The 26,726-nt window shown below is 57.4% G+C and carries 26 protein-coding genes; 12 read left to right on the forward strand and 14 right to left on the reverse strand.

All coding sequences use genetic code 11. The features are described from left to right. Positions 1 to 166: 166 nt before the first annotated feature. On the forward strand, positions 167 to 1,408 hold the full coding sequence (locus AC5S16_RS17355) for an SGNH/GDSL hydrolase family protein (RefSeq protein WP_493931365.1): 1,242 nt from the start codon (positions 167 to 169) through the stop codon (positions 1,406 to 1,408). A 24-nt stretch (positions 1,409 to 1,432) separates the two neighbouring features. Here AC5S16_RS17355 and AC5S16_RS17360 read toward each other — a convergent pair whose 3' ends face one another. Beyond that, positions 1,433 to 2,023, reverse strand: a complete 591-nt coding sequence (locus AC5S16_RS17360) for a TetR/AcrR family transcriptional regulator (protein WP_493931366.1) — start codon at positions 2,021 to 2,023, stop codon at positions 1,433 to 1,435. 82 nt (positions 2,024 to 2,105) lie between these two features. On the opposite strand from AC5S16_RS17360, the gene AC5S16_RS17365 reads away from it, so the two are divergent. After that, entirely contained in the window at positions 2,106 to 3,164 is a 1,059-nt protein-coding gene (locus AC5S16_RS17365) for a zinc-dependent alcohol dehydrogenase family protein (RefSeq protein WP_493931367.1), read from the forward strand. A gap of 22 nt (positions 3,165 to 3,186) precedes the next feature. Here AC5S16_RS17365 and AC5S16_RS17370 read toward each other — a convergent pair whose 3' ends face one another. From AC5S16_RS17370 to dacB, 3 genes are all read right to left on the reverse strand, one after another. Beyond that, positions 3,187 to 3,663: a P-loop nucleotide/nucleoside kinase family protein gene (locus AC5S16_RS17370; RefSeq protein ID WP_493931368.1), complete on the reverse strand. Its 477-nt coding sequence runs from the start codon at positions 3,661 to 3,663 to the stop codon at positions 3,187 to 3,189. A gap of 210 nt (positions 3,664 to 3,873) precedes the next feature. After that, entirely contained in the window at positions 3,874 to 4,428 is a 555-nt protein-coding gene (locus tag AC5S16_RS17375; protein WP_493931369.1) for a hypothetical protein, read from the reverse strand. Between the two features lie 126 nt (positions 4,429 to 4,554). Then, positions 4,555 to 6,138, reverse strand: coding sequence for a D-alanyl-D-alanine carboxypeptidase/D-alanyl-D-alanine endopeptidase (dacB, locus tag AC5S16_RS17380; protein WP_493931370.1), 1,584 nt, complete (start codon positions 6,136 to 6,138; stop codon positions 4,555 to 4,557). A gap of 29 nt (positions 6,139 to 6,167) precedes the next feature. Between dacB and folP the strand changes: the two genes are divergently transcribed. Beyond that, a complete protein-coding gene (folP, locus tag AC5S16_RS17385) occupies positions 6,168 to 7,031 on the forward strand; it encodes a dihydropteroate synthase (RefSeq protein ID WP_493931371.1) in 864 nt (287 codons plus the stop codon). A 170-nt stretch (positions 7,032 to 7,201) separates the two neighbouring features. On the opposite strand, the gene AC5S16_RS17390 is transcribed toward folP, so the two are convergent. The 3 genes from AC5S16_RS17390 to AC5S16_RS17400 form a co-directional block, all read right to left on the reverse strand. Beyond that, entirely contained in the window at positions 7,202 to 7,837 is a 636-nt protein-coding gene (locus AC5S16_RS17390; RefSeq protein WP_493931372.1) for a nuclear transport factor 2 family protein, read from the reverse strand. Positions 7,838 to 7,916: 79 nt separating this feature from the next. Beyond that, positions 7,917 to 8,213 carry a putative quinol monooxygenase gene (locus AC5S16_RS17395; protein ID WP_493931373.1) on the reverse strand — a complete coding sequence of 99 codons (297 nt, stop codon included), beginning with the start codon at positions 8,211 to 8,213 and terminating at the stop codon, positions 7,917 to 7,919. A gap of 128 nt (positions 8,214 to 8,341) precedes the next feature. Continuing rightward, a complete protein-coding gene (locus AC5S16_RS17400) occupies positions 8,342 to 9,658 on the reverse strand; it encodes an adenylosuccinate synthase (protein WP_493931482.1) in 1,317 nt (438 codons plus the stop codon). 348 nt (positions 9,659 to 10,006) lie between these two features. On the opposite strand from AC5S16_RS17400, the gene AC5S16_RS17405 reads away from it, so the two are divergent. From AC5S16_RS17405 to AC5S16_RS17420, 4 genes are all read left to right on the forward strand, one after another. Further along, the gene (locus AC5S16_RS17405) at positions 10,007 to 10,639 is read left to right on the forward strand and encodes a hypothetical protein (RefSeq protein WP_493931374.1); all 633 of its coding nucleotides are present in this window, start codon (positions 10,007 to 10,009) and stop codon (positions 10,637 to 10,639) included. Between the two features lie 40 nt (positions 10,640 to 10,679). Further along, positions 10,680 to 11,519 (forward strand): DNA-formamidopyrimidine glycosylase, encoded by an 840-nt coding sequence (locus AC5S16_RS17410; RefSeq protein WP_493931375.1) that lies wholly within the window; start codon positions 10,680 to 10,682, stop codon positions 11,517 to 11,519. A gap of 736 nt (positions 11,520 to 12,255) precedes the next feature. Then, positions 12,256 to 13,089 (forward strand): response regulator, encoded by an 834-nt coding sequence (locus AC5S16_RS17415; RefSeq protein ID WP_493931376.1) that lies wholly within the window; start codon positions 12,256 to 12,258, stop codon positions 13,087 to 13,089. A 267-nt stretch (positions 13,090 to 13,356) separates the two neighbouring features. Continuing rightward, positions 13,357 to 14,349, forward strand: a complete 993-nt coding sequence (locus tag AC5S16_RS17420; RefSeq protein WP_493931377.1) for a substrate-binding domain-containing protein — start codon at positions 13,357 to 13,359, stop codon at positions 14,347 to 14,349. A gap of 36 nt (positions 14,350 to 14,385) precedes the next feature. Here AC5S16_RS17420 and AC5S16_RS17425 read toward each other — a convergent pair whose 3' ends face one another. Together AC5S16_RS17425 and AC5S16_RS17430 are read right to left on the reverse strand one after the other, a co-directional pair. Beyond that, positions 14,386 to 17,031: an ABC transporter permease gene (locus AC5S16_RS17425; RefSeq protein WP_493931378.1), complete on the reverse strand. Its 2,646-nt coding sequence runs from the start codon at positions 17,029 to 17,031 to the stop codon at positions 14,386 to 14,388. Beyond that, complete coding sequence (locus AC5S16_RS17430) at positions 17,028 to 17,375, reverse strand: PadR family transcriptional regulator (RefSeq protein ID WP_493931379.1); 348 nt, start codon at positions 17,373 to 17,375, stop codon at positions 17,028 to 17,030. Before AC5S16_RS17430 ends, AC5S16_RS17425 begins: the two co-directional genes overlap by 4 nt. Before the next feature lie 206 nt (positions 17,376 to 17,581). Between AC5S16_RS17430 and AC5S16_RS17435 the strand changes: the two genes are divergently transcribed. Next, on the forward strand, positions 17,582 to 20,014 hold the full coding sequence (locus tag AC5S16_RS17435; protein ID WP_493931380.1) for an ABC transporter permease: 2,433 nt from the start codon (positions 17,582 to 17,584) through the stop codon (positions 20,012 to 20,014). A gap of 25 nt (positions 20,015 to 20,039) precedes the next feature. Here AC5S16_RS17435 and AC5S16_RS17440 read toward each other — a convergent pair whose 3' ends face one another. Further along, complete coding sequence (locus AC5S16_RS17440; protein ID WP_493931381.1) at positions 20,040 to 20,891, reverse strand: hypothetical protein; 852 nt, start codon at positions 20,889 to 20,891, stop codon at positions 20,040 to 20,042. A gap of 77 nt (positions 20,892 to 20,968) precedes the next feature. Further along, positions 20,969 to 21,649, reverse strand: a complete 681-nt coding sequence (locus AC5S16_RS17445; protein ID WP_493931382.1) for a hypothetical protein — start codon at positions 21,647 to 21,649, stop codon at positions 20,969 to 20,971. 162 nt (positions 21,650 to 21,811) lie between these two features. Between AC5S16_RS17445 and AC5S16_RS17450 the strand changes: the two genes are divergently transcribed. Both AC5S16_RS17450 and AC5S16_RS17455 read left to right on the forward strand, forming a co-directional pair. Then, on the forward strand, positions 21,812 to 22,039 hold the full coding sequence (locus AC5S16_RS17450) for a hypothetical protein (protein ID WP_493931383.1): 228 nt from the start codon (positions 21,812 to 21,814) through the stop codon (positions 22,037 to 22,039). Between the two features lie 4 nt (positions 22,040 to 22,043). Further along, positions 22,044 to 22,838, forward strand: a complete 795-nt coding sequence (locus AC5S16_RS17455) for a septal ring lytic transglycosylase RlpA family protein (RefSeq protein ID WP_493931384.1) — start codon at positions 22,044 to 22,046, stop codon at positions 22,836 to 22,838. Between the two features lie 4 nt (positions 22,839 to 22,842). On the opposite strand, the gene AC5S16_RS17460 is transcribed toward AC5S16_RS17455, so the two are convergent. The 3 genes from AC5S16_RS17460 to AC5S16_RS17470 are packed head-to-tail and all read right to left on the reverse strand — an operon-like array spanning position 22,843 to position 23,588. Continuing rightward, positions 22,843 to 23,088: a PIN domain-containing protein gene (locus tag AC5S16_RS17460; protein ID WP_493931483.1), complete on the reverse strand. Its 246-nt coding sequence runs from the start codon at positions 23,086 to 23,088 to the stop codon at positions 22,843 to 22,845. A 24-nt stretch (positions 23,089 to 23,112) separates the two neighbouring features. Continuing rightward, complete coding sequence (locus tag AC5S16_RS17465) at positions 23,113 to 23,268, reverse strand: hypothetical protein (RefSeq protein ID WP_493931385.1); 156 nt, start codon at positions 23,266 to 23,268, stop codon at positions 23,113 to 23,115. Then, positions 23,265 to 23,588: a type II toxin-antitoxin system prevent-host-death family antitoxin gene (locus tag AC5S16_RS17470; RefSeq protein WP_493931386.1), complete on the reverse strand. Its 324-nt coding sequence runs from the start codon at positions 23,586 to 23,588 to the stop codon at positions 23,265 to 23,267. The genes AC5S16_RS17465 and AC5S16_RS17470 overlap by 4 nt, the downstream gene beginning before the upstream one ends. 291 nt (positions 23,589 to 23,879) lie before the next feature. On the opposite strand from AC5S16_RS17470, the gene AC5S16_RS17475 reads away from it, so the two are divergent. Next, the gene (locus tag AC5S16_RS17475; RefSeq protein WP_493931387.1) at positions 23,880 to 25,208 is read left to right on the forward strand and encodes a Gfo/Idh/MocA family protein; all 1,329 of its coding nucleotides are present in this window, start codon (positions 23,880 to 23,882) and stop codon (positions 25,206 to 25,208) included. A gap of 2 nt (positions 25,209 to 25,210) precedes the next feature. Further along, a complete protein-coding gene (locus tag AC5S16_RS17480; protein ID WP_493931388.1) occupies positions 25,211 to 26,710 on the forward strand; it encodes a multicopper oxidase family protein in 1,500 nt (499 codons plus the stop codon). Positions 26,711 to 26,726 lie beyond the last annotated feature (16 nt).

A 26,726-nucleotide genomic window follows, 5' to 3' on the forward strand; every position in this document is an offset into this window, starting at 1 on the left:
ATAGGAGAGTACGCTTCGTTCTCCTATTTCGTCAAGGAGACGGGTGTTGCGCAAGGCGATGCCGGGTTGTGCGGCTCCAAAGAGCTCGATTATCTTTTTTATTTAGTTTGTGGCACGTATTAAATGGTAAAAATTAGGCTTGAAGAGGCGCATGAGGAGCGTGACCATGACATTCGCGAGGGCCAGAGACTGTTTCGCTTTCCTGATATTTTTCGTTGCTACAGTTACCGCGTATGCGCAGGTTTCGGTTGCATGGGTCGGATCGTGGGCGGCTTCGCAGCAGGTTCCGGAACCGAACAATGCAGTGCCGATGGAGAGACTGAACCATGCGATACTGCGCCAGATTGTGCACCTCACGGTTGGTGGCCAGATGATCCGGGTGCGCGTGTCCAATAGTTTTGGTACGGCTCCGCTGCACTTGACGGCGGTGCACGTGGCGCGGCCGCTTTCGCCGGCGGCGAATCGCATCGATCCTGCTTCTGACCGGGCGGTGAAGTTCAATGAGCGCGAGGATGTGCTGATCCCGATGGGCGCGGAGTATGTTTCCGATCCGCTGGACTATCCGGTGACGGCATTATCAGACCTGGCGATCACGATGCAGATCGAAGCAGCGCCGGGACAGGAGACGGGCCATCCGGGGTCGCGCTCGACTTCCTATCTGGCTGCGGGCGTGGCGGCTTCTGCCGCTGAAATGCCGGCGGCGCAGTCGATCGATCACTGGTATTTTCTTTCCGGAGTAGATGTATCGGCTGCGGCGGATGCGCGGTCGGTGGTGACGCTCGGAGATTCGATTACGGACGGCCACGGCGCGACGACGAACGGCAATGACCGCTGGCCGGATGTACTGGCTGCACAGCTGCAGCACTCTGCGGCGACCAATCATGTGGCTGTGCTCAATCACGGCATTGGCGGAAACCGGTTGTTGCTCGATGGGCTGGGGCCGAATGCACTGGCGCGATTTGATCGCGATGTTGTAGCGCAGACGGGTGTTCGCTACGTCATTGTGCTTGAGGGGATCAATGATCTCGGGACATTGACGCGCACCGGCGCGGCCACAGAAGAGCAGCACGAAGATCTGGTGCGGCGCATGACCGGAGCTTACCAGCAGATGATCTGGCGCGCGCATGCGCATGGCATCAAGGCCATTGGTGGAACGATCATGCCCTTTGGCGGCTCGGGTTATTATCATCCGGACGCGGCCAATGAAAACGACCGGCAGAAGGTGAATGCGTGGATTCGCGCTGCGGGGCATTTCGATGCGGTGGTGGATTTCGACAGGATTGTGGCCGATCCGGAGCACCCTGAACGGCTGCGGCCTGAGTTCGACTGCGGGGACCACCTGCATCCATCTCCAGCGGGGTATCGGGCGATGGGGGAAGCAATTCCTTTGGAGCTTTTTGAGAAGTGATGAGTGCGTTGCACGGTTCTACGTTTAAGGATGGACCTGGAGAAGAGCGATCAAGGGAGCAACCATTGCCATAAGACGCTCGCGCGAGACCCCGTCACGCGCCTGAACGGAGATGCCGTGGAGCGCCGTCGCATATAAATCTCCCAATGATTGAGCATCCGTCTTCCTGGACAGGTCTCCCTCGCGGACGGCTTGTTTCAAGCGCTTCGCAATCGCTGCGGTCCTTCTGCGGCGATGGCCGGCGAGCCACTCCATCACTGGAGAATTGCCTGCGGTGCAATTGGTTGCGGCGGAAACTACCATGCAGCCGCGAGGCCCTGATTTGCGGGTGTAAAGCTCAATGCCATCGCGAAACATCCGACGGATTGCTTCCTGAATATCAGGCTCGGACAACGCACGATCCGCGAACCCGCCTTCGCGCGACTCATAGAGCGCGACTGCCTCGCGAAACAAATCTTCCTTGGAGCCAAAAGCGGCATAAAGACGAGCTGATGCGAGTCCGAGCCGCTCCACGAGATCAGACATGGAGACGCCTTCATAGCCTCGCTCCCAGAAGAGATCGCGAGCGCGCTCAAGCGCGGTGTTTCGGTCGAATTCCCGGGGGCGTCCTGCCATAGGTCTATCCATGAGTATCAATTGACAGAACGATAGGCAATCTCCTATTCTTTGTCAATCGACAAAGAATAGGAGATTCTGCATGCGGGCAGCGGTTGTGGAAGAACTGGCGAAGCCTCTGGTTGTCATGAATGTTGCGGATCCTGAATGCCCGCCTGATGGCGTGATTCTCCGCGTCGGCGCAAACGGTATCTGCCGCACAGACTGGCATCTCTGGACCGGTGACTGGGAGTGGAGAGGGCTCGCGATCAAGCCTCCGTTTGTATTGGGGCATGAGTTCAGCGGCACGATCGAAGAGGTTGGAGCAGAGGTGAGGCAATGGAAGAAGGGTGATCGCGTGATCTTCCCAATGAATCCAGGGGAAGGAACGTGTGAATGGTGCCGCAGCGGGAACCAGCACATTTGCGATTCAGGCGCAAAGCTTGTGCCCGGGGTCTCCTACTGGGGAGCATTTGCAGAATATGTCGCAGTCCGTTTTGCGGATGTCAATCTTGTGCGACTGCCGGACGCGATTCCGTTTGTGGATGCGGCCAGCATGGCCTGCCGTTATATGGCTGCATTTCATGGAGTCGTAGACAAGGCCAATGTCCGCGGCGGAGAGTGGGTCGCAGTTCATGGAGTTGGAGGGATGGGGCTTTCCGCCGTACAGATCGCGGCAGCGGTTGGTGGAAATGTCATCGCCGTCGATACTTCAGAGAAGGCACTTCAAGCGGCGCGGGAGCTGGGCGCCGCGCATACGATAGATAGCCGGAGGGAGGATCCGGTTGAGGCGATACGAGAGCTGACACGGGGAGGCGCGCAGGTTTCCATCGATGCGCTTGGCATTGCGGAAACATGCCGCAATTCGGTGCTCTCACTGCGCAAGCTTGGGCGGCATGTCCAGCTTGGACACACTACGAGGAAGGAAGCGGGTGATGTGCCGCTGCCTATCGATGTCATCCTGTTGCATGAGCTGAAACTGTACGGCGCATTTGGAATGCAGGGCCAGCGTTACAGCACCATGCTGGCGATGTGCGAGGCCGGGATTCTGAAACCGGGTCTGGTGGTGCGCGAGAAAGTGAACCTGGATGGCGTGACTGGTGTGCTCGAAGCGATGGCGAGCTACGGCACTACAGGGGTTGTGGTGATTGATGAATTCTGAACAGCTCTTTCAGGCTGCACATTTATAGATCAGTTACGGGGGGATCGAAGAGGGCCAGTTCTTCCAGAGTCGGTTCTTCAAAGAGCTCGGCCCACTGCTCGAGATCGCTGCGTGCGATGGGCGGATACTCCCTGTTCCTTTGCTGGATTCTCTCGTATAGAACGTCAATGGGAGCGGAGAGGTAATGCAGTTCTACGGCTGCTCCGAGATTTTTTGCTGTGAGGCGAAGTGTGTCGCGCTCAGACCGTCCCCATGTGCCCCATTCAATGATTACGGAAAGACCGCGATCGAGAAGAGCCTGGGCAAGCTTCCATTGCAGAGCTTCGATTTTCTCGCGCATTGCTTCGTCATAAATATCGAGCGCAAGGTCGGTGAGCCAGTCGTCTGGCGAAAAACGGATGGCGCGGAACCTATCTTCTAGCTGCCTGGCGCGGGTTGTTTTGCCGCAACCGGGTAATCCGCAGATGATGAAGAGCCTTGGTTGCAGGGGCGCACTCATATCAAGTTCAGTGTAAGAGCTGTGTTGAGGCTGAATAAGCGCGTTGGCCTGTTGGTAACAATTGAATTCATGATCAGTAAACACAAGCCGATTTATGGGGACTGATACCTGTTCGTTAATGCTTGATCTATCGCAAGATTGCGGTATTGCTCGGCATCTCTTCGTTTCAAGCGCCTTAGCGGCAATCTTCGAGGGGTGGACGCGACTGTTCTAATGAGCCAGCAGTGTGCTGCCAAGTATTATCTCCCCCAACACGAAAAGGAGTATCAGCGTTCGGAATGTCCAATGAAGCTTTTGCTGGGATTTCAACTCTGACGATTGGCTGATCCACAATATTTGGAAAAGTGCATCACGCTCATGCCATAAGAGCAAGAGCATGCACCCGAGGATGAAGGAGGCTGTGCGCTCCGCGCCAAATGTAATTGAGTAGAAGATGTTTATGAGCATGATGTTGACCATCATCGGCGTCATTATCAGAGCAGCAAGCAAGGCCGTCTTGCGAAACAGCAATAGTGAAGCGCCAATAACCTGAATAGAGCCGAGAATGTATTTATACGTGTGCGAGTAGCCGAAGTAGTACCAGGTCAGCGTATAACCATCGAGCGAGCCTATCGGCTTCTGTGCCACCCACGAGGGAACGGTGAGTTGATGGCCAGTAAGCTTGCTCACGCCATAGAAATACAACATCCAGGCGGATAGATAGCGCAGCCAATCGAGATACTTAGGATACGGTTTCACGCCCATCACCCTAACACTTCCGGTCATCTACAGTCCTCATAAACGCACTTCTGTTTACTAAAGTTCAGTCTCAACGAGCGCATCATCGCCGAGTCAACTCATTTTTGAACTTATTTGTTTTTAGCTGCTTCCCGCTTTTACAGTGGCGATAATCTAATTTGCGGCGGCGATGGCTGCCACTACCTTGTCCATGGCTTCGCGGGTATTGTCGGTGATGGGAGAGTGGTCGTTGCACTGGATGGAGAAGACCAGCGTGCGGCCGCTCGATGCGACGAGGTAGCCGCTCAGGGCGTGGACTTCGGCGAGCGTTCCCGTCTTGGCGAAGACATTGCCTTTGAGCGGCGGCTCCTTGAAGCGGTTCTGGAGGGTGCCGTCGACTCCGCCGATGGGAAGTGATGCGCGGTAGACCGCTCCCCAGGGCTGCTGCGCTGCGTATCGCAGCAGAGTCGTGGCTGCGCGCGGCGTGATCACGTCCTGCGGCGAGAGGCCGGACCCGTCGAGGAAGTAGAAGTCGTCGGGCGAGATGCCGGCGGTGGTGAGGAACTGGCGCACGACGCGCGCGCCCTGCTCGACGGAGCCGTCGTCGCCCTGGGCCTTGCCGAGCAGGCGCAGCAGAATCTCGGCGTGCAGGTTCTGGCTGACTTTGTTGGTGACGGTGACGATCTGGCTGAGCGGCGGTGAAGTGCGCTCGGCTACGATGCGCGCTCCGGCGGACGGCGTGAAGGGTAGCTGCGTGTCGAGCGCAGGTTTCAGAGCGAGCGGCTGGCGGGTTTCGATGTTGAATTCCTGCGTGTCCCCGGAGAGGCGGTGGCTTGCTTGTACCGGGCCGCTTACCTGAATGCCGTGTGCTGTGAGCGCCTGCGCGAAGCTGTCGCCGGCGAATTTTGCCGCATCCTGCACGGCGATGCCGAAGCTTTCCGGCTTGCCACCTTGAGGAATGACGCCGTAGGCGCGCAGGTAGCTTTGGTCGATCTGGCGGTCTAAACCAAGATGCGATTGCGAGCCTGTGGGCGAGGTGATGACTTCGTTCTTGAGCGCTGTTGTGTCGTCGGGCAGGCTGGGGTTCCAGGTAGCAACTGCGCTGTCGCCTGCGCGCGCGCCGGGCGCGAGGGTGAGGAAGCGCACATTGTCATTGATGGTGAGCGCGGAGACGGGTGCGCCGTAGTCCCACTGAAGATCGTCCTGCCCCCAGCCGGAGCCATAGCGTTCCCAGGCGAAGAGGGTGTCGTCGGCGACGACGGTTCCATCGAGCGACTTGATGCCGTTGGCGGCCACCTGGGCTGCGAGGTCGTCGAGCGCCTGCAAGGGCTGCGCGGCGCGCTCGGCGTGCGGAGTGTAGGGATAGGTGCGTCCGGAGAGCGAGGGATCGCCGCCGCCGATGAGGCGCAGCGAGCCTTGCAAGTGGCCGTCGGTGATGGGACCTTCGGCTACGACATAGGTCTTCAGCTTGAAGTCGGGTCCGAGCAGAGCGAGCGCTGCAGCGGTGGTGAAGAGCTTGGCGTTCGAGGCCGGCTGAAAGTATTGCCCATCGTTGAGCGCGTAGATGGGCTTGCCGTCCAGTGTGACGACGGAGATGCCCCAGTGCGCGCGTGCCACCATGGGGTCGCTGAGGATGGTCTGGATGGCCGCTGCCAGAGGCGCAGGCTTAGGCTTGTGCTTTGATTTTCCGAACGCGGGTGAGACACAGACGAGAGCGATCAGGCAGGCAATCAGTGTGCGACGGGGCAAGGTCAGCATTTTTGTCTTGAAGTGTAGCATTAGCTCGTATGGCCTTTGCCCGGCGCAATGAATTTCTCTGGAGGTTGCGCACACGCTCGGTTGCTCTGGGGAAGAGGACGCTGGTGATGGGCGTGCTCAATGTCACTCCGGATTCGTTTTCCGATGGTGGACGTTTTTTGGATGCGCAGGCTGCTGTGGAGCAGGCACTGCGCATGCTGGATGAGGGCGCGGACATTCTGGATGTTGGCGGCGAATCGACGCGGCCTGGGCAGAAGGAGCTGGTTTCTGCTGACGAGGAGCAAGCGCGCGTTCTTCCGGTGATCGAAGCAGTCCGCAAAGCGCGGCCTGAAGCGCTGATCTCGATTGATACCTATAAAGCATCGACGGCTGCCGCTTCGGTCGATGCCGGCGCAGAGATAGTCAATGATGTGAGCGGATTTCTCTGGGATCAAGAGATGGCTGCGACGTGCGCGCGGCTAGAGTGTGGCGTGGTTCTGATGCATACGCGGGGCCGTCCGGATGAGTGGAAGTCGCTGCCTGCGCTTGGGCCTGAAGAGGTGTTGCCGCTGGTAAAGCGCGAACTTGACGAGCGCCTGCAGGCGGCGGTAGCTGCGGGGATTTCGCGGGAGCGGGTTGTGCTTGATCCCGGATATGGTTTCGGCAAGCGCCTGGTGGAAAATTATCCGCTGCTGGCGCATCAGGCGGAGCTACGCGAGCTGGGCCAGCCGCTGCTTGCCGGGGTATCGCGGAAGTCGTTCCTGGGGGGTGCTGCTGTTGAGGAGCGGCTTCATGCTACGGTGGCTGCGACGACGGCGGCAATTCTTGCGGGAGCGGATGTGGTGCGGGTGCATGATGTGCGTCCGGCGGTGGAAGCGGCTCGGATTGCGGATGCTGTTATGGATGGGGGTTGATTCTTGCACTGTGGCTCGACGGATGTCCTGCGAACCTCCCACCCTTTCCTCCGGAAAGGATGGGGCACCCAGGTTTCCGCGTCGCCACCGCATCCTGATTGGTTCAGTCAGTAATCCTGCGAACCTCCTAGGTTAACTTCGTGAACCTGGGGCACCCATATATTCAGCCCTTAATGTTTTTCGCGTTCGCCTACGTCGTGCATGCGGCTGGCTTCAAAGCTTACGATCTTCCACTGGCCCAGGCGTCTGCTGTAGACGCGAGTGTAGCGGTATCTCCCACTGATATCGCTTGCGCCGTTGGTGCCGGCTAGATCCGCGCGGGAGGTAACGACCGCTGTATCGCCATAAATGCGCACTTTCAGGTCGTCCAGGTCGAGGGTGGTGATGTGGAGCGTTCCGGCGCGGCGCAGGGCGAGGGCTTCGGCCTTGGTTTCGATGGTGCCGTTGGCGCTGATGCCGATGTAGTCCTCGGCGAGCAGGCGGTCCATGGCGGTCACGTCATTGCTCAGCTGTGCCTGGCGCCACTGCATCTCGAGCACTTCGATTTCCTTATGCAGTTCGTGCCCGGGGCGGTGGGGCAGAGCCGCGAATGCCGGGGTGACTGTAATCGGCCCGAAAAAGCCGAACAGGAGCAACAAAAATCCTGCGCCCTTCATTGCTGAAAGCGGGGTACGGACGCGGGAGTATCGGGGCATGTGCGTATCGGATGTTAGTCTGCCGGGAAGCAGCGAGTCAAAAAGAAATGCCGGATGGTCGCTTTTTGGCGTTAAAGGCTCGATTCGGAGAACTGGATGGTTGTCCGGCATAATCTCAGGATATTCCCAAGCATGGTTGGATGCGATGCCGAAGATGGGCGGCCCTTCGGTTTGTATCCTGCTCGAAACACTAAATGACTGCAGTTAAGTTTTCGACTTCCCGCTCGCGCATCAGCTGGTAGAGGCCACCCACGGCGTACTGCTTGAAGTGGGGCGAGGCGCGGTGAGCTTCGAGCGCCTCGGCGTCCCTGTACTGCTCGTAGATGACGGCGGTGGTGGGTTCGGCCTCGACCCAGTGCGGAATGTAGGAGACGCATCCGGGTTCCTGGCGGGAGGCAACGGCCAGCTTTTCCAGAATCTCGGAGACGTTCTGGCGGTCTTCATCAGCAAAGCGCAGGCGGACAGTAAAGCTGACCATGGGTTTCATTTCTCAAGGTTGAAAGTACGACAAAAGGGGCGCGAAGGGAAGCGGTCATTCGCGTGGCCCTCCGTCATCGTGGAGGAGCCAGCAAAAAACAGATTCTTCGCTGCGCTCAGAATGACAAGCCCCTTTATTTATGCGTGCAGTTCGTCGAGGGCGGCGGCGAACTCGGGCAGCAGCATGGTCTGGTCGCGGTCGGGGCCGGTGGAGATCATGCCGACCTTCGCATTCGATTCCTTTTCGAGGAAGCGGAGATATTCCTGCGCGAGCTTGGGTAGTTTCTCGAATTCGGTGATGCCTTCGGTCGAGGTCTGCCAGCCTTTGAGATTGGTGTAGACCGGCTCGATGGCTTCGAGGCCGCGCACGTCGGCAGGCATGGTGTCGATGAGCTTGCCATCGATCTTGTAGCCGGTGCAGACGGGGATTTCCTCGAGTGTGTCGAGGACGTCGAGCTTGGTGACGACGAGCCATTCGGTGGCATTGATCTGGTTGGAGTAGCGAAGCAGCGGCAGATCGAGCCATCCGCAGCGGCGCGGGCGGCCGGTGACGGCGCCGAATTCCTGACCGCGGGCACGCAGGATATCGCCTGCTCCGTTGAAGATTTCGGTCGGGAAGGGACCTTCGCCGACGCGCGTGACGTAGGCCTTGGTGACGCCGATCACGGTTCCTATCTTCGTGGGGCCGACGCCGGTTCCTGTGACGGCTCCGCCGGCAGTGGCGGAAGAGGAGGTAACGAAGGGGTAGGTTCCGTGGTCGATGTCGAGCATGGTGCCCTGCGCGCCTTCAAACATTACGCTGCCGCCTTCGTTAATGGCTTTGTTAAGCAGCGAGGCCGTGTCCGTGACAAAAGGGGCAACCTGCTCAGCGGCGCGGGCATACTCGACATACATCTTTGCCGGATCGAGGGGCTTTGCACCAAAGAGCGCGTTGGCGATGGTGTTCTTCTCGTGACAGGCGTTCTCGATGTGTGTCTTGAGAAGGTTGGTGTTGAGCAGGTCGACGACGCGCAGGCCGTTGCGCGCCATCTTGTCTTCATACGCAGGGCCGATGCCACGGCTGGTGGTGCCGATTTTCTGGCGGCCGGGGGCGCTCTCGGCGGCAAGCTCGATCATGCGGTGGTATTCGAGAATGACCTGGGCGCGGTTCGATACATATAAATGGTTGTCTACATCGACGCCGAGGTCGCGCAGCTTGGCTACCTCTTTCAGAAAGGCCATGGGGTCAAGGACGACTCCGTTGCCGATGACGGCCTTGCAGCCCGGGCGCAGGATGCCGCAGGGAATGAGCTGGAGGATGAACTTCTGCCCGCCGATGATGACGGTGTGTCCGGCATTGTGTCCGCCGGCGTAGCGGGCCACGACGGAGAAGCGCTCGGAGAGCACGTCGACGATTTTGCCTTTGCCTTCATCGCCCCACTGGGCGCCCAGAACCACTGCTGTTTTTGCTCGCATCACTTTATCTACGCCTTCCGGCATTTTCAGAATTACTGCGGCCTCGTCTGGCATTGTTCAGGGCTGCCGCTCCCTGGTGGTCGCGGCAACTTGAGGACGGTGGCTTCTGGCAGACCAATTCTGAAAATGCGTTTCGCACACTTTCCCTCAGGCGGCTGGAACTCGAAAAAAAACTGAAGCGAGAATCTCTGGCTTGAGGGTCTGTGTCAGATCGTGGGCGAATGCTCAACCCAAATACCTATGATAACGCGAGCAGACCGGGAGACCAAAAAGTAAGTCCGTTCCGTAAATCTTTCACATTACGCGCTCTGTGGACTAGACTGATTCGCAGCTTGAGGGAGGGCAGCCGTGCTTTGCCGCAGGAGTTTTACAGCCTCGATACTGCTCTTTTTCTGTCTGATCTGTGCTGCAAAGGACAAGAAAAAAGCTCTGCTGCCGGCAGATATTCTTCAGGCGCAAACGGTGCTGGTTGTGGCTGATCCCGATGCCGGGATGGACATCGAGAATCCGAACGCCAATGCCACCGCCCGCGAGGACGTGGAAAAAACCCTGATGAAATGGGGCAGGCTTTCTCCAGTGATGAGCGACTCGACCGCAGATCTGATTATTACGGTTCGTAGAGGCAGCGGCAAAATCGTGCAGCCTGCCATTGGCGGTGTTCCTGTCAACAACCGGCCTGTTGTGCTCCAACCCGCTGATTCAGGCGGCAGGATCGGTGTCCAGCATGGAAATCCAGGAGCCAACGACCCATCGGCCCCGCAAGCTTCCGATCCTCACCCGCAGATGGAAGCCGGGCCGGCTCAGGATATGTTCGTCGTGTATCGCGGCAATAAAAATACTCCGGACGTCAATCCGCTGGATACTCCGCCGGTCTGGCGATACACAGCAAAAGACGCGCTTCAATCTCCAGGCGTTCCCGCTGTCGATGAATTCCGAAAGCTGGTTGCAGAATCGGAAAAGCAGCTGGCCAAGGCGCCTTGATGCCTCAACGTTCTCATAGCCATCTGCAAAAATAAGAGCGATGCCTGAATTGCCTGAAGTAGAAACTGTCGCCAACGGTGTCGACCTGCGTGTGCGCGGCGACATGATCGAGGCGGTCTGGCTGGGGTCGAAGCCGGAGCCTTTCAAGACCAACCCCGGAGAGATGGCGCGCGAATTGACGGGCAAGCGGATTGAGCGCGTGTACCGTGTGGGCAAGCACATTGTCTTTGATCTGGCGGGCGGAAGGAAGAAACTCAGCTCGCAATGGGTTGTGCATCTCGGCATGACTGGACGTCTGCTTGTGTCTGCTGCATCGATTCCTATGCCATCGCATACCCATGCCGTTTTGTCTCTCAATTCCGGGAGAGAGCTGCGTTTTGTTGACCCGCGGCGCTTTGGGCGGCTGGCGATTCACAATGTAGACCATGGCTCAGAGAAGAGCGGCAGGCCGTTTTCAGGAACCGGGGTTGAACCTCTGACTATCTCTCCTGAAGAGTTTGCGGCGCTCTTTCGGGGGAGAAAAACTTCCATTAAAGCTGCACTGCTGAACCAGAAACTGCTGCATGGGGTGGGAAATATCTATGCCGATGAGAGCCTTTTCCGGGCCGGAATCCGGCCGACGCGCATGGCCGGGCGACTCAAGCGGGAGCAGCTCCTGAGACTGCACGAAGCTTTGCAGGTGGTTCTTAAGGACGCGATCCGGCTGGGCGGTTCGTCGGTATCCGATTATGTGGACGCCGAGGGAGTGAAGGGGTTTTTTCAGCTCGAACACCGGGTTTACATGCGCGGAGGTGAGCCCTGCCTGGTCTGCGGGACAGCAATTCGGAGGACAGTCCTCGGCGGGCGGGGGACCCATTATTGCCCCAGCTGTCAGAAGTGAAAAATGTATGGTTTTATGAAACTCCTTTGAATTGTGCCTTCCAGAATCTGAAGATATTTGATGGGCCCATGCTGTAAGGGATTGATTCTAAACAATGAATACTACGGCATAAGAATTGCTTATTAAGTCTGTGCCAGCGACGTATGGCTTTCCGGACTAGGCGGAAGGCAAAAACACAGACTCCGGTTTTCGAGAGTAAGGCTAAAGATCTTCACCCGGGCCGGAGATCTTCACCCGAATGCTACTGGCAGGCGGGTTTTTCGAGGGAGGCCAGTGATTGGCCATCAAGGAAGGGCCGCTATGAAGGCGGTCCTTTCCTGTCTCTGGACTGATTTTTGAAATTCCCGCATCCAGCCTCTTGCCAGCCTCGTCTATAATGAGTAGTATTGTCTTTGCCTATCGAGCGGCTGATGCCGGGTAGCGAAAACCCGGAATGTTCGCCGCGTTTCTCGACAGTCAAGAATTCAACTGGCGCGTTTCATCAGAGGGCGAAGCCCCGGGTGAACACCCAATACTAGTGATAGCGAGTTGAAAGAGATCGTACTCCCGAGCTCCGCGATACAGTGCAGGCTGGAACCCGGTTCCTCCCTCGTCATTCTGAATCAGGCGACTGTGCTGAAAGGCGCGGAGTTATGAATCAATGAATCTCCCGGCTCACCCGATAAAAGAAAGCAGGCAGCAGCTTTCCGCCGGAAATACGCTGTAACCAAATGTCAACGCACCAGGAAGTGCAAGCATGACAACAGAACAGAACGAGCCCCAGGCACAGCCGCCGCAGGGTCCTGTGCCGCAGGGCGGTCAGCCCCAGGGTCATCGCCGCCGGCGTCGCAGACGCAAGGGCGGAAAAGGCCCGAATCCCCAGCCAAACGGGCAGCAGAACCACCAGCAACAGGGACAAAACCCGAAGCAATCCGGAAAAAACCGATTTTTCCAGAAGAACGGAAGCGGCAACGGACAGGGTGGCGGGCGCCGCAGAAACAAGCAGCGCAAGCAGCAGGTTTTTGTCGGTCCCATGGATCACAGCTATCGCGCCGTGAACGGCAATGTTGCCGACGGGCCGCCATCGACCATCGAATACCGGAACGGCAATGGGCATCATCTGAATGGATTCCAGCCGATCGATGCAATTGCCCCCGTGGAACCACCGCCCGCTCCAGCGCGCGAAGACGCGCCCACGCGCATCTTCTGCTTTATCGAAGACCTGTTCTTCCAGGCTAAGATTCATGAGACCTCGCGCAAGCTGGGCGTGAAGGTTGGGTTCGTAAAAGCCGACAAGGACATCGTCTCGAAGCTTGTCAATGTTCCGGAAGAAGAGAAGCCGTCGCTGATTGTCTTTGATTTGAACAACGCCAATGCCAAGCCGCTGACGCTGATCCCGAAGATCAAGTCGAAGCTCAAGCGCGGGACCTCGGTCATTGGATTTCTCTCGCACCTGCAGGGCGATCTGAAGGTGAAGGCTATTGAGGCCGGCTGCGATATGGTGATGCCGCGCTCAGCTTTCTCGCAGAACCTGCCCAACCTGCTGCGCCGCCACGGCCTCGAGGAAGAGACGGAATCGCTCGAAGCCTGAGCGGTTACTGGCCGACATTTTTTCGAACAACCCCAGGTTAGCTGCGCGAACCTGGGGCACCCGGCACCAGGGCACACCATGCCTCCATACACGATAGTTTTGTCTGCGCCTTTCACCTGAGGGGCATACGCCGGGCCAAACTTTTCTGTATAGGAGTAGAATTCCTGCGCGTACGGCGCGGCGGCCTGTCCGGGCCCCGGAAAAAAATCAGGAATGGACCGCTGCTTGGGCGGGACTACCGCGCAATTCTCACATTGCGAGGTCCCTATGCAAACGGTTCATAGAAGGTTCCTGCTGTCGTTGACCATCGCACTGCTTTTTCTCACAGGGTGCCAGCGTCATTCCACTTCCGAGACGTATTACCTGATCGCAAACAATCTGAAGCTTGCCTACTGGCAGACGGCGGCGGCGGGATTCAACAAGGCCGCATCGGAGTATCACGCCAAGGCCAGAGTGGTGGGCCCGGATACCTACGATCAGCAGGCCGAGCTGACTGAATTGCAGCATGCCATTGCGGCCAAGCCTGCCGGCATTCTCATCTCGGTGGCGGATGCATCAATATTTACGCCGGAGATCAATGCAGCGATCGATGCGGGCATTCCGGTGATTACGATGGACTCGGACGCTCCGCACAGCCACCGGCTGTTTTTTATCGGCACCAACAATCTTGAAGCGGGACACCTGGGCGGCCAGCGGCTGGTGAGCAAGCTTCCCGGCGGAAAAGGAAACGTGGTGTTCTTTACCATGCCGGGGCAGCCGAATCTTGATGAGCGCTTCAAGGGCTACCAGGATGTTTTCAGCGACCATCCGGGAATCAAGACGGTCGAGGTGGTCGATATCAAGGGACAGCCTACCGCTGCATTCGATAAGACGCAGGAGTTCCTGGCGCGAACGGGCGCGGGAAAGATCGATGCCTTTGTCTGCCTTGAAGCTGCTGCAGGCAAGGAAGTGGGAACAGTGCTCCAGAATGCTCACGCAGCGGACCGCACTCTGATTGCGATGGATATCGATCCTGACACGCTCAACCTGATCAAGAGCGGCGTGGTTGATGCGACCATTGCGCAGAAGCCTTACACAATGGGATATGTCGGGCTGAAGGCGCTCGACCAGGTCTTCCACGACGGACCGAAAACGCTGCGCAGCGACTACAGCGTCGATACCTTCTCGCCGTTCCCCGCATTTATCGACACGGGGACAGCGGTGGTGGACAAGGTGAACGTAGATCTGTATGCGAACTCTGCGGCGCAGGCGGGGCACTGAGGGATTTCTCATCGGGGTTCGTCTAACTGGGCTGCCTCATTCGGACCGCAACACCTCGACCGGATCAAGGTGGGCCGACCGCAGCGCAGGCACGATACATGCTGTGAATGAAATCAGCCCCAGCAAAACCACTGAAGAGCAAAAGCTCAGTGCATCAAGAGGGCTGACACCGAAGAGCAGTTGAGCAAGCGTACGGGTAGCCAGCAACGCTGCGCCTATACCGAGAGAAATCCCGATGAGCGTAAGAACCAAGCCCTGGCGCAACACAGTAGCCATGATGTTGCTGCGTGTTGCCCCGACAGCGATACGGATGCTGAATTCCCGTGTCCTCTGGAGAGTGGTGTAAGACACAATCGCATAGATGCCCACTGCGGAAACAAGTAGCGTCAATGCTGCGAATGCTGCAAGCAACGAGAGGCTGTATCGCCTCGGGGCCATGGAGAGCGAGACAATATTCTCCAGGGTTCGTATGTCCTCAACCGGTTGGCTGGGCCGGACGGCATGAATCTTTGCGCGAATGGCGTGGTCGAGCGCAAGCGGATCGCCTGCGCTGCGCACGAACAGGCTCATGGACGCGAGATCGTGGTAGGTCTCATCCTGCAAATAAGGCATATATACCGCAGGCTCAATCGGTGCTTCCGGAGGGCCCTGTCTCATTCCCTTCACGACTCCTACGATCTTGCGCAGCCGTGGAGTGGACGCGCCTACTCTGCCCGCCCCCGTATAGTTGACGCCGATCAGTTTTCCAAGGGGGTTTTCTCCGGGCCAATAGCGGCGCGCAGCCTGTTCGTTGATGATGACCACAGGCCCGGAATCAGCATTGTCGCTGGAATCAAAAAAGCGTCCATGAAGAAGAGGCGTTCCTGCGACACGGAAAAAATCGGAGCTTGCCCAGCAGCCTTTGGCAGGAGCGGGGAGATTGGGATCATTGGCACGGTCGCTGAATACGAGCGTAGTGACGGCAGCGCCTTGACCAGGCGTGCAGTCGGCAACAGCCACAGCGCGTACTCCAGGAAGGCCTCCTACACCGTCAAGCACGTCTCTCCAGAAACCCCGCCCTGCTGGTCCGTACTCAATTGTCCGCAAATATGTCGTCAGCGTGTGGTCAGGCTCAAATCCAGGATCAACACGCAAAAGCCGCCAATAGCTATGCAGAAGCAGTCCGGCACAAATCGACAGGACCATAGAGCAAGCGATCTCTGCAACAATCAGCCCGGAAAAGAACCGGCGATGCCCCATGCCGGCACTACTCCGGCCTGTCCTCAAGGAGGACGCAAGATCAAGTTCGGAAAATATGAGCGATGGCGCCCATCCGAAGAGAAGCGTTGTCAGGACAGCAATACCTGCAGTCAACAGCAGAGCAGAGCCGTTTATATGGATTCCATCCAGCCTCGGCAGTCCCAGCGCAGGCAGGCGAGGAAGAAGCTTGAGCACTAGCCACGCTGCAACAACACCCGGCGAGCATGCCACAAACGTCAGCGCGAATCCTTCTGTCAAAAGCTGCTGCCGCAGCCGTTTCCGCGCAGCTCCTAAACTCAACCGAACGGCCATTTCACTGCTGCGGCGCGCTGATCTGGCAAGCAGCAGAGCAGCGACATTGATGCATGCCACCACCAACACAAGCCCGACAGCCAGCAAAATCATTTGCAACTGCGTGCGTACAGGGCCAACCAGGTCTTCTTTCAAAGGAACGAGTTGCACGCGAACATCCGGTGGTTCTCCTGGAGCGCGGCGCAAAATTCTGGTCAACTCATCTTCCGCCATGGCCGCAGTCATTCCTGGTTTCAGCCGGCCCATCACCCGCAGGAATTTGTTGCTCCGCCACTTCATAAATTCCCAGCTTGGGCGTGTGTTTACTTCAGCAAAAATATCTGTATCAGGAAAAAGATCGGGGAGAGGCGGTGCAACTCCGACAATCGTAGCGGGTGCTTCGTTAGTGTGGATCACTCGGCCCAGAACATGAGGGTCGCCTCCAAGCTTTGATTTCCAAAATCGGTAGGACACCACAACAGTAGGATTCCGGAGATCGGTGTACTCCTTTGAGGTATAAAAGCGGCCCATATATGGGCGAACGCCGAGCATGTTGAAGAAACCTTCCGAAATGCCTGTACACCGAAGCAGCTTCGGATCTCCATCGCCGGTCCACGTCTCACTGAAATAAGGAAGGTATTCGGTGATCCGGGAGAAGGACCGGCTCTGGTCCTGATAATCAAGGAAATCCGGGCCGGACGCCGCGATATGCGTGTTGCCCTGAGCATCAGAGCGAGCCCAAACCGCATAAAGTTGATTCGATTGCGGGAATGGCAAAGGCTCCAGAAGAATGTGATAAACGATACTGAAGATGGCTGTATTTACGCCGATGCCAAGAGTCAGAATCAGCGCCGTCATTACCGTGAATGCCGGCGATTTGCGCATCTGGCGAAGCGCGTACCGCAGATCCTGTAGCAGGTTTTCAAGCAATGGCAGCCCCTGCTCCTGGTGATAATCGTCCTTAACGGATGCTGCTGTGCCAAACTTTATTACCGCTTGACGCCTCGCCTCGCCGGGTGACATGCCCGTACGCAGATTCTCCTCTGTCTGCAGCGCGATGTGCTCTTCCATCTCTTCCTGCAGACGCTGGTCATCGCGCCGCCCCGTAGCAAAGTTAACCAGACGCGCCAAAAGACGCCTGATAATTCTCATGAGAAATCCTCCGCTTTCATTGCGAAGAACTTCGCGATAATCTCCGTCGTTTGCTCCCAACCTCGTTTCTCAGCTTCCAGCAGCTTGCCGCCTGCACGTGTCAGCTGGTAAAACCGCGCGCGACGATTGTTCTCTGAAGGGCCCCATTCAGACGCGACTGCTCCTTCCTGTTCCAGCCTGAGCAGGACAGGGTAAAGAGTCCCCTGATTCACAAAGAGCAGGTCGCCGCTGATCTGCTCAATGCGCCGGGCGATGCCATATCCATGCTGTGGCCCCAGCACATCAAGAGTTTTAAGGACCATCAATGCCAGCGTTCCCTGCTGGACGTCTTTCTTCTGTTTCATATCCGATTCTGCCGGGATGAGTTCATTTGGGTTACCAACAGGAGTGTGTCATATCTTCATTGGGAAAGCAACAGGTATGCTCACATCAGTTCGAGAGCCGGGGCAATTTCAGATGGAACCGCAGCTCCCGGGCAAGCGTATATCTGAGACAAGTCTGAATGCGTGAGGGAAGAACAGGTCCACTCTTTCCTGCAAAAAGGGGAAGCATGAACGCCGATTTACGACTGGCGCTGCGCCAGTTGCGCAAAGCTCCGGGATTTGCCTTGACAGCGGTGCTCACGCTGGCGCTGGCGATCGGCGCCAATGCTATCGTCTTCAGCGTGCTGAACGCGCTGGTGCTGCGGCCGCTCAATGTGCCGCACGCCGAGAGCCTTTTCATGCTGGAACGGAATTATGGATCGGGGACTACTCCTTCCCAGTCATATCCCGATTATCTCGATCTGCGAGAACGAAACCACAGCTTCGATTCCCTGATGTCGTGTTACATCATGGGCGGCGTCGGACTTGATACCGGGAGCGGCAACCCCTCTGTTGTCTGGCCGTACATGGTAAGTGGCAATTACTTTGATTCGCTCGGCATTCAGCCTTATCTCGGCCGCTTCATCCATGCTTCTGACGAGCATGGCAAGAACAGCGTTCCCTATATCGTTCTGAGCTATGCCTACTGGCATGGTCACTTCAACAGCGATCCCGCGGCGGTGGGGCGCATAGTGCAGATTAACAAGCATCCCTACACAGTTGTGGGCGTTGCGCCGCCGGACTTCCGCGGCACCGAGCTCTTCTTCGCGCCTGACCTGTGGGCACCTCTCGTAGATATGCCGCAGATGGGAGGATGGGATCCGCTGGAGCAGCGCGGCAGCCATTCCATGTGGGTTTTCGGCCATTTGAAGCCCGGAGTGACGCCGGCCGCGGCGACCTCAGACCTGAACACTATTGCTGCTTCGCTGGCGAAGTCGTATCCCAAAGAAGATGATGGCATGAAGCTCAAGCTGGCGCGGCCTGGGCTTGTAGGAGACACGCTCGGGCAACCTGCGCGCGCCTTTATGGCCGGATTGATGCTACTGGCGGGACTCATCCTGCTGGCGGCATGCGCCAACCTCGGCAGTCTCTTTGCCGCGCGCGCGGCTGACCGCTCGCGTGAGATTGCCGTGCGCCTGGCACTTGGATCGCGGCGGCAACTGATCCTTCGGCAGCTCTTTACAGAAGCCGGTCTGATCTCTCTGGCTGGAGGAGTCTGCGGCATGGCGGGCGCGGTTGCGATTCTGCGCGTGCTGAGCACATGGCGGCCCATCCCGGACTTTCCAATCAATGTGCCGGTCAATCCCGATGCCCGGACATATGCTCTGGCGCTGCTGCTTGCCGTGATCAGCGGGTTTCTCTTTGGGCTGGTTCCAGTTCGCCAGGTGCTGAAAGCCGATCCCTGGCAGATTATCCGCTCCGGCTCTTCGGGCGTTGGCAGCTTCCGCCACATTACTCTGCGGGATGTATTGCTGGCTCTGCAGATCGCCATCTGCGCTGTTCTGGTTACGGCATCGCTGGTTGCGGTGCGCGGCCTGGCGCGGTCGCTGGAAAGTGATTATGGTTTTCAGCCTCAGGGAGCAGTGCTGGTCAAGACCGACCTGCATATGGCCGGATATGACGGAGATCGGATCACACAGATGCAACGGCGTATGCTTGATGCTGCCGCAGCCATACCCGGTGTTACTGCCGTGGGTTATGCCGATCGGCTACAGCTGAGTCTCAGCGGCAACGACTCGGACGTTTTTATCGACAGCACTACGGATTTCCGGCCTACGAATGCTGTAGCTGACGCGCAACAGTTCAATGTTTCGCCAGATTACTTCCGAGCCGCAGGGACGACAATCTTTGCCGGGCGAAGCCTGACGTTGCACGATGAGAACAAGGCTGCGCTGGTCGCTGTTGTCAATCGTGAATTTGCTCGCAAGGTTCTCGGATCGATCGATAAGGCGGTCGGTGGTCATTTCAAGATCTGGGGCGGGACGCGGGTGGAAGTCGTAGGAGTAGTCGAAGATGGAAAGTACGAAACGCTGACGGAGGATCCCAAGCCGGCGATGTTTTTCTCCTTCCTTCAGCACCCCAACCACAATACGTGGATCATTGTCCGGTCGCAGCGTGACGCACAAGAGATCGCTGCTGCGCTGCAGCAGTCAATGCACAGCCTCGATCCTGCACTGCCGCTCGAGATCAAGACCTGGAACAATGAGCTGGACTCTGCCTTGTTCGCTGCCCGTGTGGCTACTGTGGCTTTAGGTGTGCTGGGGCTGTTAGGAGCGATGCTTGCTGTCACGGGAATTTTCGGCATGGCTTCATATGCGGTGAGCAAACGCATGCGCGAGCTGGGAATCCGAGTCGCGCTGGGTGCGAGCCAGGGCAAGGTGCTGGGCGCTGCGCTGGGACGGGCTTTCCGGCTGCTGGCGATTGGCTCGGTGGCGGGCATGATACTCGGTGTACTTGCGACGCGCGTGCTCTCTTCCATCGTGTATCAAGCCACGCCGAGGGACCCGATTGTGCTCGGCGGGGTCATTGTGACGATGCTGGTTATGGGCCTGGTTGCAGCCTGGATTCCTGCGCGGCGCGCCCTTGCGGTCGATCCCGTGATTCTGCTGCGTGATGAATGAAGAGCTGCGTGCCAGTTACGGAGCCTTACTGGCCTTCTTCTCTTGCTACCTGGTTGATGATGCGCTGCACGAAGACGACGCGGATGTTTACGTGGCGGGCCAGGTCGGGAACAAATTCAGTGATGAAGTTGCCGATCGGGTCAGTCGCCAAGGCGATGCCGTAACGCTGCGAGGCGGCGCTCCATCCGGTTTCGCGATAGGGAACATAGGCGTCGCTGATGCCTTCCTCGATCGCTCCGCCAATGACGTTGGCGTAGTTGAACATTCCTTTGCCGTCGTCACCCTGTGTCCACACCACCTGATAAATGCAGTGCGCGATGCGGCGCGGATACGATGCGTTGGGCATGCGGTGATAGTGCGGGTCCTGGTGCATGATGGAGGGGATGAGGAATGTGCCGAAGAATTCGTTGGTCATGTCCTGCGTGAGCGAGACGCCGCTGAGCTTGGCCCATCCGTTAATGCCTGGACCATAGGATGAATGAGAATCGGTGGCAATGGAGATGGCCGAGAGCCCGCCGATGGTGAGCAGGTTGAAGGGATCGATGACATCTCTTCCCGCAAGAATGGCCTTCTGTTTCGGCGTCATCGGGTGAGGCTCGGTGGAATTGAGAAAGCGCCGGAACGGGTCGTAGGTTGGACCACAGCTCATGCCGGGAGAAGTGGTTGCCTTCGACTGCGTGGAAGAACATGCCGGCGGCGCCGATGGGAACGGCGGCGGCGTGGCGTAGGATACTTTCGGTGGCTCAGGTGCTGCGGGAGGAAAGCTTTGTCCTGGAGCATCGGTGGAAGCCAGGCTGGCAGAAGGCGCATTGGGGAGATCGTCCTGCGCATGGAGCGGCACGCTTATCCAGACTGCCAGGAGAAGAAGTGTCTGCACTCTGCCGGACGCGCTCTGCCAGGAATACCGCATACTTCTTTGACGCACGAACGGAGATTTTTGGGCAGGGCAGGAGTTCAGTGTTGCGAATTGTGATGGCGATGAAAGACTCTCTCACGCACATCGGGCCAGAATTCTGACCAGAGGTTGCTGCCGGCTTCTCCTAAAAGAGAGAGCCCCAACGTTTCAAAGACCACAGATGCCTTCGCACTTTTATCAGGATAGTAGGCCATGGTGAGGGCCGAGGCCATACCGTGTCCCAGCAGCACGGAGGAATTAAATTCGCTGGCGCCGGAATCGCTGCGCGCTACGAGGACGCGCGATACGGCATAGAGCCCGCGTTGCGCTTTGGGGCCGTCGTGCATGCGGAGATATCGCGGATCCTGGTGAAAGAGAGCAGGGAGAACGCCATCAGAAAATGTGCGCATGCTCAAGTCGCGGATGGCCGCGGCGCCTAGACGCTGGCCGAAGGCGCCGGAATCCGTGCCGTAATCAGGGTGGCTATTGACCAGTTGCCCCAGTCCCGCGCCGGCAAAGGTGGGGAACCAGCTTGAGGGAGTTAGTTCTTCATGAATGGGAAACATCAGCTTGTCTTTTGCCGTGAGCTGAGTTCTTTCTCCAGGCTCGATAACTCCGGCCCATTTCCCTTGCTCCGTTGCCGTGGAGTTGCTGCTGGGAGCAGCGGGCAGCAGTGATTGTTGCGTGAAAGCAGAAACGGCGGGAAACGCGAACAGCAGGACAAAAAGAATTCTAAGCATTTTCGATTTCCCCTGTGACTAGCTTAAGGGGTTTTGTGGACGATTGCCGCCGCTGACGGGAATGTATTGTTGAAAAAGGTAACGGCCTCGGCACCCCATGCGTTGAAATCATTGACCATCGAAATCGCGGAAAGCACACTAAATAGTGCAGGAGTGTGCGCCATGACCGCTGATGAGACGAAATCGGACAGTGGACGGTTTGAAGATTTTGGACGCAAGGTGGATGAGCATGTTGGCAACATTGTTCCACGCGTCGAAGAAGAACTGCGCAAGGTGATTGCATACCTGAACGACGAGGTAGCACCCAAGGTGCGGCAGAATTCATCGGAAGCGTTGCGCACCGCAGCCGAGCAGCTGCGCAAGCTGGCTGACCACCTGGAAGGGAGATAGCCAATTGATTGGATTCGAGCGCAAGTATTTCTTCATCACGGGCTCTGCGGCTCTGCTTATCGTGGCCGGCTGCAGTCATAAACAGAATGCGAAATATACTCCGCCGCCTCCGCCGGTGATGAGCGCTCCGCCGCCGCAGCAGCAGGGAACGGTTACGACCGCGCCTGCTCCTGCAACGAGCCCTGCTCCGCCTGCAACGGAGCCTGTTGTTTCGGCGGATACAGTGGATGCCGAGTTTGTCGCGTCGCACCAGGCGATCTATTCGGAAACCGGAACAGCCAGCTGGTATGGGCCGCCGTATCACAACCGGCGCGGTGCGAACGGACAGATCTTCGATCAGAATGCAATGTCGGCTGCGCACCGCACGCTGCCGATGGGATCGCTGATCCGTGTTACCAATCTCGAGACGAGGCAGTCGGCGGTGATGCGTGTTACCGACCGCGGTCCATTTGTGCAAGACCGCGTGATTGATCTCTCGGTTGCTTCGGCGAAAGCAGTGGGCGTGTGGAGACCGGGCACTGCGCGCGTTCGTGTTGAAGTGTTTGCTGCGCCCAAGCCTATTGAAGACGGCGGCCGCTGGTGTGTGCAGATCGGAGCATTCAGCAAAGAGAAGGAAGCGTTGAAGCTCGAAGAACATCTTGAGCACAAATACCGGACGGCGAACGTGATTGAATTTACCGGGCCGACCGGGCACTGGGTGCGCATCCGTCCGATGAATGATGACAAGCAGCGCGCCGTGGAAATTGCGAAGGAGGTAAAACCTGAGGAGGGCGGGGCTTACCTGGTGCGGCTGGATTGAGTGCCTATGTCTCCCATGGATCGAGTACAGTCACTGGCGTGTAGTGAAAATCGCTGACGTTGCGCGATACGAGCGTCAGGTTGTGATGGAGCGCAGTTGCCGCCAATAATGCATCAGTGGTTGGCAGCGTTTTTCCTTTTCGTTTTGCATCCGCAGCCAGTACGCCCCATCGATCTGCTACAGCAGCATCAATGGGCAGGATCCGTCCCGCGAAGCGCGATTTCAGATCAATCTCCAGCCACGTTTCCAGTTGAGTGCGTCGTCTGCTTTGGGGCTAGCCCGCCAGTCCCTTTCGAATCTCTCCGAGGGTGAGAACACTGAGATAAAGAACATCCTCATCGGCAGCTTCGAGCCACTTGAGAACACGGGATTCCGGTTTGACACTGACGGCTTCCGAGATACAGTTCGTATCAAGAAGGAAGCCGCTCATAGTTTGATATCGCGTCCTTCATCTTTGCTGCGCTCTAGATCGAGATCAACTCCAACGAGCGGCGATTCGCGAAAGAATTGTACCAGGCTTTTCGGCTGACGCGATCTTACGAGCTGTTCGTATTGTTCACCCGAAATCATGACCACACTTTCCTTGCCCTGCCGCGTGATGCGTTGCGGCCCTTCGGTTCGGGCAAGACGAAATACCTCGCTGAATCTGGCCTTAGCAGTCTGAATCTGCCACGGAAGCCCAGCTACTTTCAGGCTGGTTTTCCTGGCCCGCGCTATAGGCTGCGCCGATTTTTTGAGAGTTTTTGGCATTGTTTGAGAAATCCTACTAACCAGTCTGACTGGTCAGTATATTTATCGTCAACTAAAACCCATGCTTGCAGGGTGTACATGTCTTGCCTGGAGACTTTCTGCCATGCTTCGTTTCTGCATTCTGTTTGTGTTGACCGTTCTTTCTTCTGGAAATGCAACGGCGCAGCAGCATATGCTGCGGAGCTCAGCGGTCTTCGCTGGAGATGATCGGGCAATGAATTGTACCGTAAGGCGGGAAAAGAGGACTGACCACCCGAATTATATTTAAAATGGCTCTTCAACAGGAGAATCATGCTCACACGTCGCGAATTTGCCAAAGGACTTGCAGTCACCACTACCGGATTAGCCATTGCCAACACCGCAAAGAGTTATGCGCGGATCATCGGCTCGAATGAACGCGTGAACTTTGCCGTGATCGGCGTGCATAGCCGGGCTTATGCTCATCTTGACGGACTGACGGCCAACCACGAGTCTGCGCAGATCACGCATGTGGCGGATGTGGACACTACGATTCTTTCGAAATTCTCGGCTGCGACGGAAAAGATGATGGGCTCGACTCCGAAGAGTGATCAGGATTTCCGCAAGGCGCTGGAGTCGAAGGACGTGGACGCCATCACCATTGCCGCTCCTGACCACTGGCACACGCCCATGGCAATTCTGGGCATGCAGGCGGACAAGCACGTTTACGTCGAGAAGCCGTGCAGCCATAATGTGCATGAAACCGAGCTGATTGTCGAGGCGCAGAAGAAGTACAACAAGAAGGTGCAGATGGGCAACCAGCAGCGCTCGTCGCCGCACACGATCGAGATCATCGAGAAAATTCATTCCGGACAACTGATTGGCCGCGCTTACTTCGCGAAGGCCTGGTACAGCAATACACGCAAGACGATTGGAAATGGCAAGCCGATTCCTGTTCCTTCGACGCTCGACTGGGACCTGTGGCAGGGGCCTGCGCCGCGCCGCCCGTATACGGACAATATTCATCCATACAACTGGCACTGGTTCAAGATTTACGGCACTGGCGAAGCGCTGAACAACGGCACGCACGAAGTGGATGTCTGCCGCTGGGCGCTCGATGCGAAGTGGCCTGAACGCATCACGTCTTCGGGCGGACGCTACCAGGACAAGGACGACTGGCAATTTTACGACACGCTGGTCACGAGCTTTGAATATCAGGACAAGCTGCTCTCGTGGGAGAACATGTCGTGCAATGGAATGCCTCTCTACAACCGCGACCGAGGATCGGCGATTCACGGCACGGAAGGCACGGTGGTTGTGGACCGCGATGGATATGAAGTCCACGACCTGAAAGGAAAACTGGTCAATGAATATAAGGTGCCGAAGACGGGGAAGACTTCTAGCTCGGACCTTGTCGGCAGCGACTCGATGACGCAGGCGCATTTCAGGAACTTTATTGAAGGCATTCGTACAGGCGCGAAGCTTCACTCTCCGATTGAAGAAGGCAGCGTGTCAGTTGCCATCCTGCTCATGTCGAATATTGCTTGGGAGGTGCAGCGCGAGCTCAAGCTCAACTCATCGACGAGCGCGTTTCTGAATGATGCGGAAGCTACGAAGCTGCGCACCCGCACCTATGAAAAGGGCTGGGAGCCGCGCGTGTAATTATGGCGGGCGATCTGCTTTCGCGCAGGGCATTCCTCAAGGCGACCGGCGCCGCGGCTGCGGCGTCGCTTCTTCCAGTGGGGTGCTCGCGAGTGGGAGCGCCGCCTTCTGCTCCTGAAGCTCAGCAACGTGGACCTGCGGACTACACGCTGCGTATCGCGGTCACGCCGGTAGAAATCTCGCCGGACAAGGTTATCTCGATCACAACTTACAACGGGCAGTTTCCGGGACCGCTGCTGCGCTTCAAGGAAGGCAAGCAGGTCACGGTGGCCGTGCATAACGACACGGACACGCCGGAACAGCTGCACTGGCACGGGCAGATGATTCCGAGTGATGTGGACGGTGCTGCGGAAGAAGGATCGCCGTTTATTCCTCCGCATGGTGAGCGCCGCATTACTTTTATGCCGCGTCCGGCAGGGTTTCGTTTTTACCACACGCACTCGCGTGCCGGAGCAGATCTGAATGCGGGCCAGTACAGCGGGCAGGTTGGGGCGGTTTACATCGAGCCCTCGCACGAGCCGGGGAATTATGACCTTGAAGTATTTCTTGTGCTGAAGGAATTTGAGCCGACCTTCAGCCGTGGCGGCGATATGGCGCAGGATTTTCTTTCGCCATCGACAGAAGTTCCAGAACTGAAAGAGCGCGGCGAGTCGGCGATGAAGGTCTCGCTCGCGAAGGGAATGCCGCACGGTTTTGAAGTGGGTTATGGTTCGTTCACTATCAACGGGCGCATGCTCGGGCATGGCGAGCCGATCAAGGTGAAACAGGGTGAACGCGTTCTGTTCCATGTGCTCAACGGCAGTGCAACGGAGATTCGCAGCCTCGCGCTGCCCGGGCATACATTCCAGGTCGTCGCGATGGACGGCAATCCTGTGCCGAACCCCACGTCTGTTCCTGTTCTTTGGATCGGCACTGCGGAGCGCATTTCGGCAATTGTCGAGATGAATCATCCCGGAGTGTGGGTACTGGGCGATCTTGCAGATGATGACCGCGGCCACGGAATGGGCATCGTTGTGGAATACGCTGACCGCAGCGGCAAACCGCAGTGGGTGAAGCCTCCGAAGTTTCGCTGGGATTATTCGGCTTTCGCCAAAGCCGGCGCTGCTGCGCCGACTTCCGACGAAACATTCGAGATGCTGTTTGAAAAGAACAATGCTGCTGACGCGGGGTTCAATCGTTGGACGATCAACGGAGCGGCTTATCCCAACACGCAGATGATGGCTTCGCCTTCACATCATCTTACGCAGGGTAAGAGATACCGCATCAAGATGCGCAACGCGAGCGACGACATTCACCCTGTTCATCTGCACAGGCACACCTTTGAGCTGACCAGCTATGGAAGCAAGCCGATGTCCGGGCTGATGAAGGATGTACTGATGCTCGGCGGCTACATGGAAGCGGAGATTGATTTCGTCGCCAACAATCCCGGTATGACGCTCTTCCATTGCCATCAGCAGCTGCACATGGATTTCGGCTTCATGACGTTATTTGATTACGCATAGAAATAAACAGAGCTTG

The sequence above is a fragment of the Acidobacterium sp. FHG110202_01 genome, from assembly GCF_059115305.1.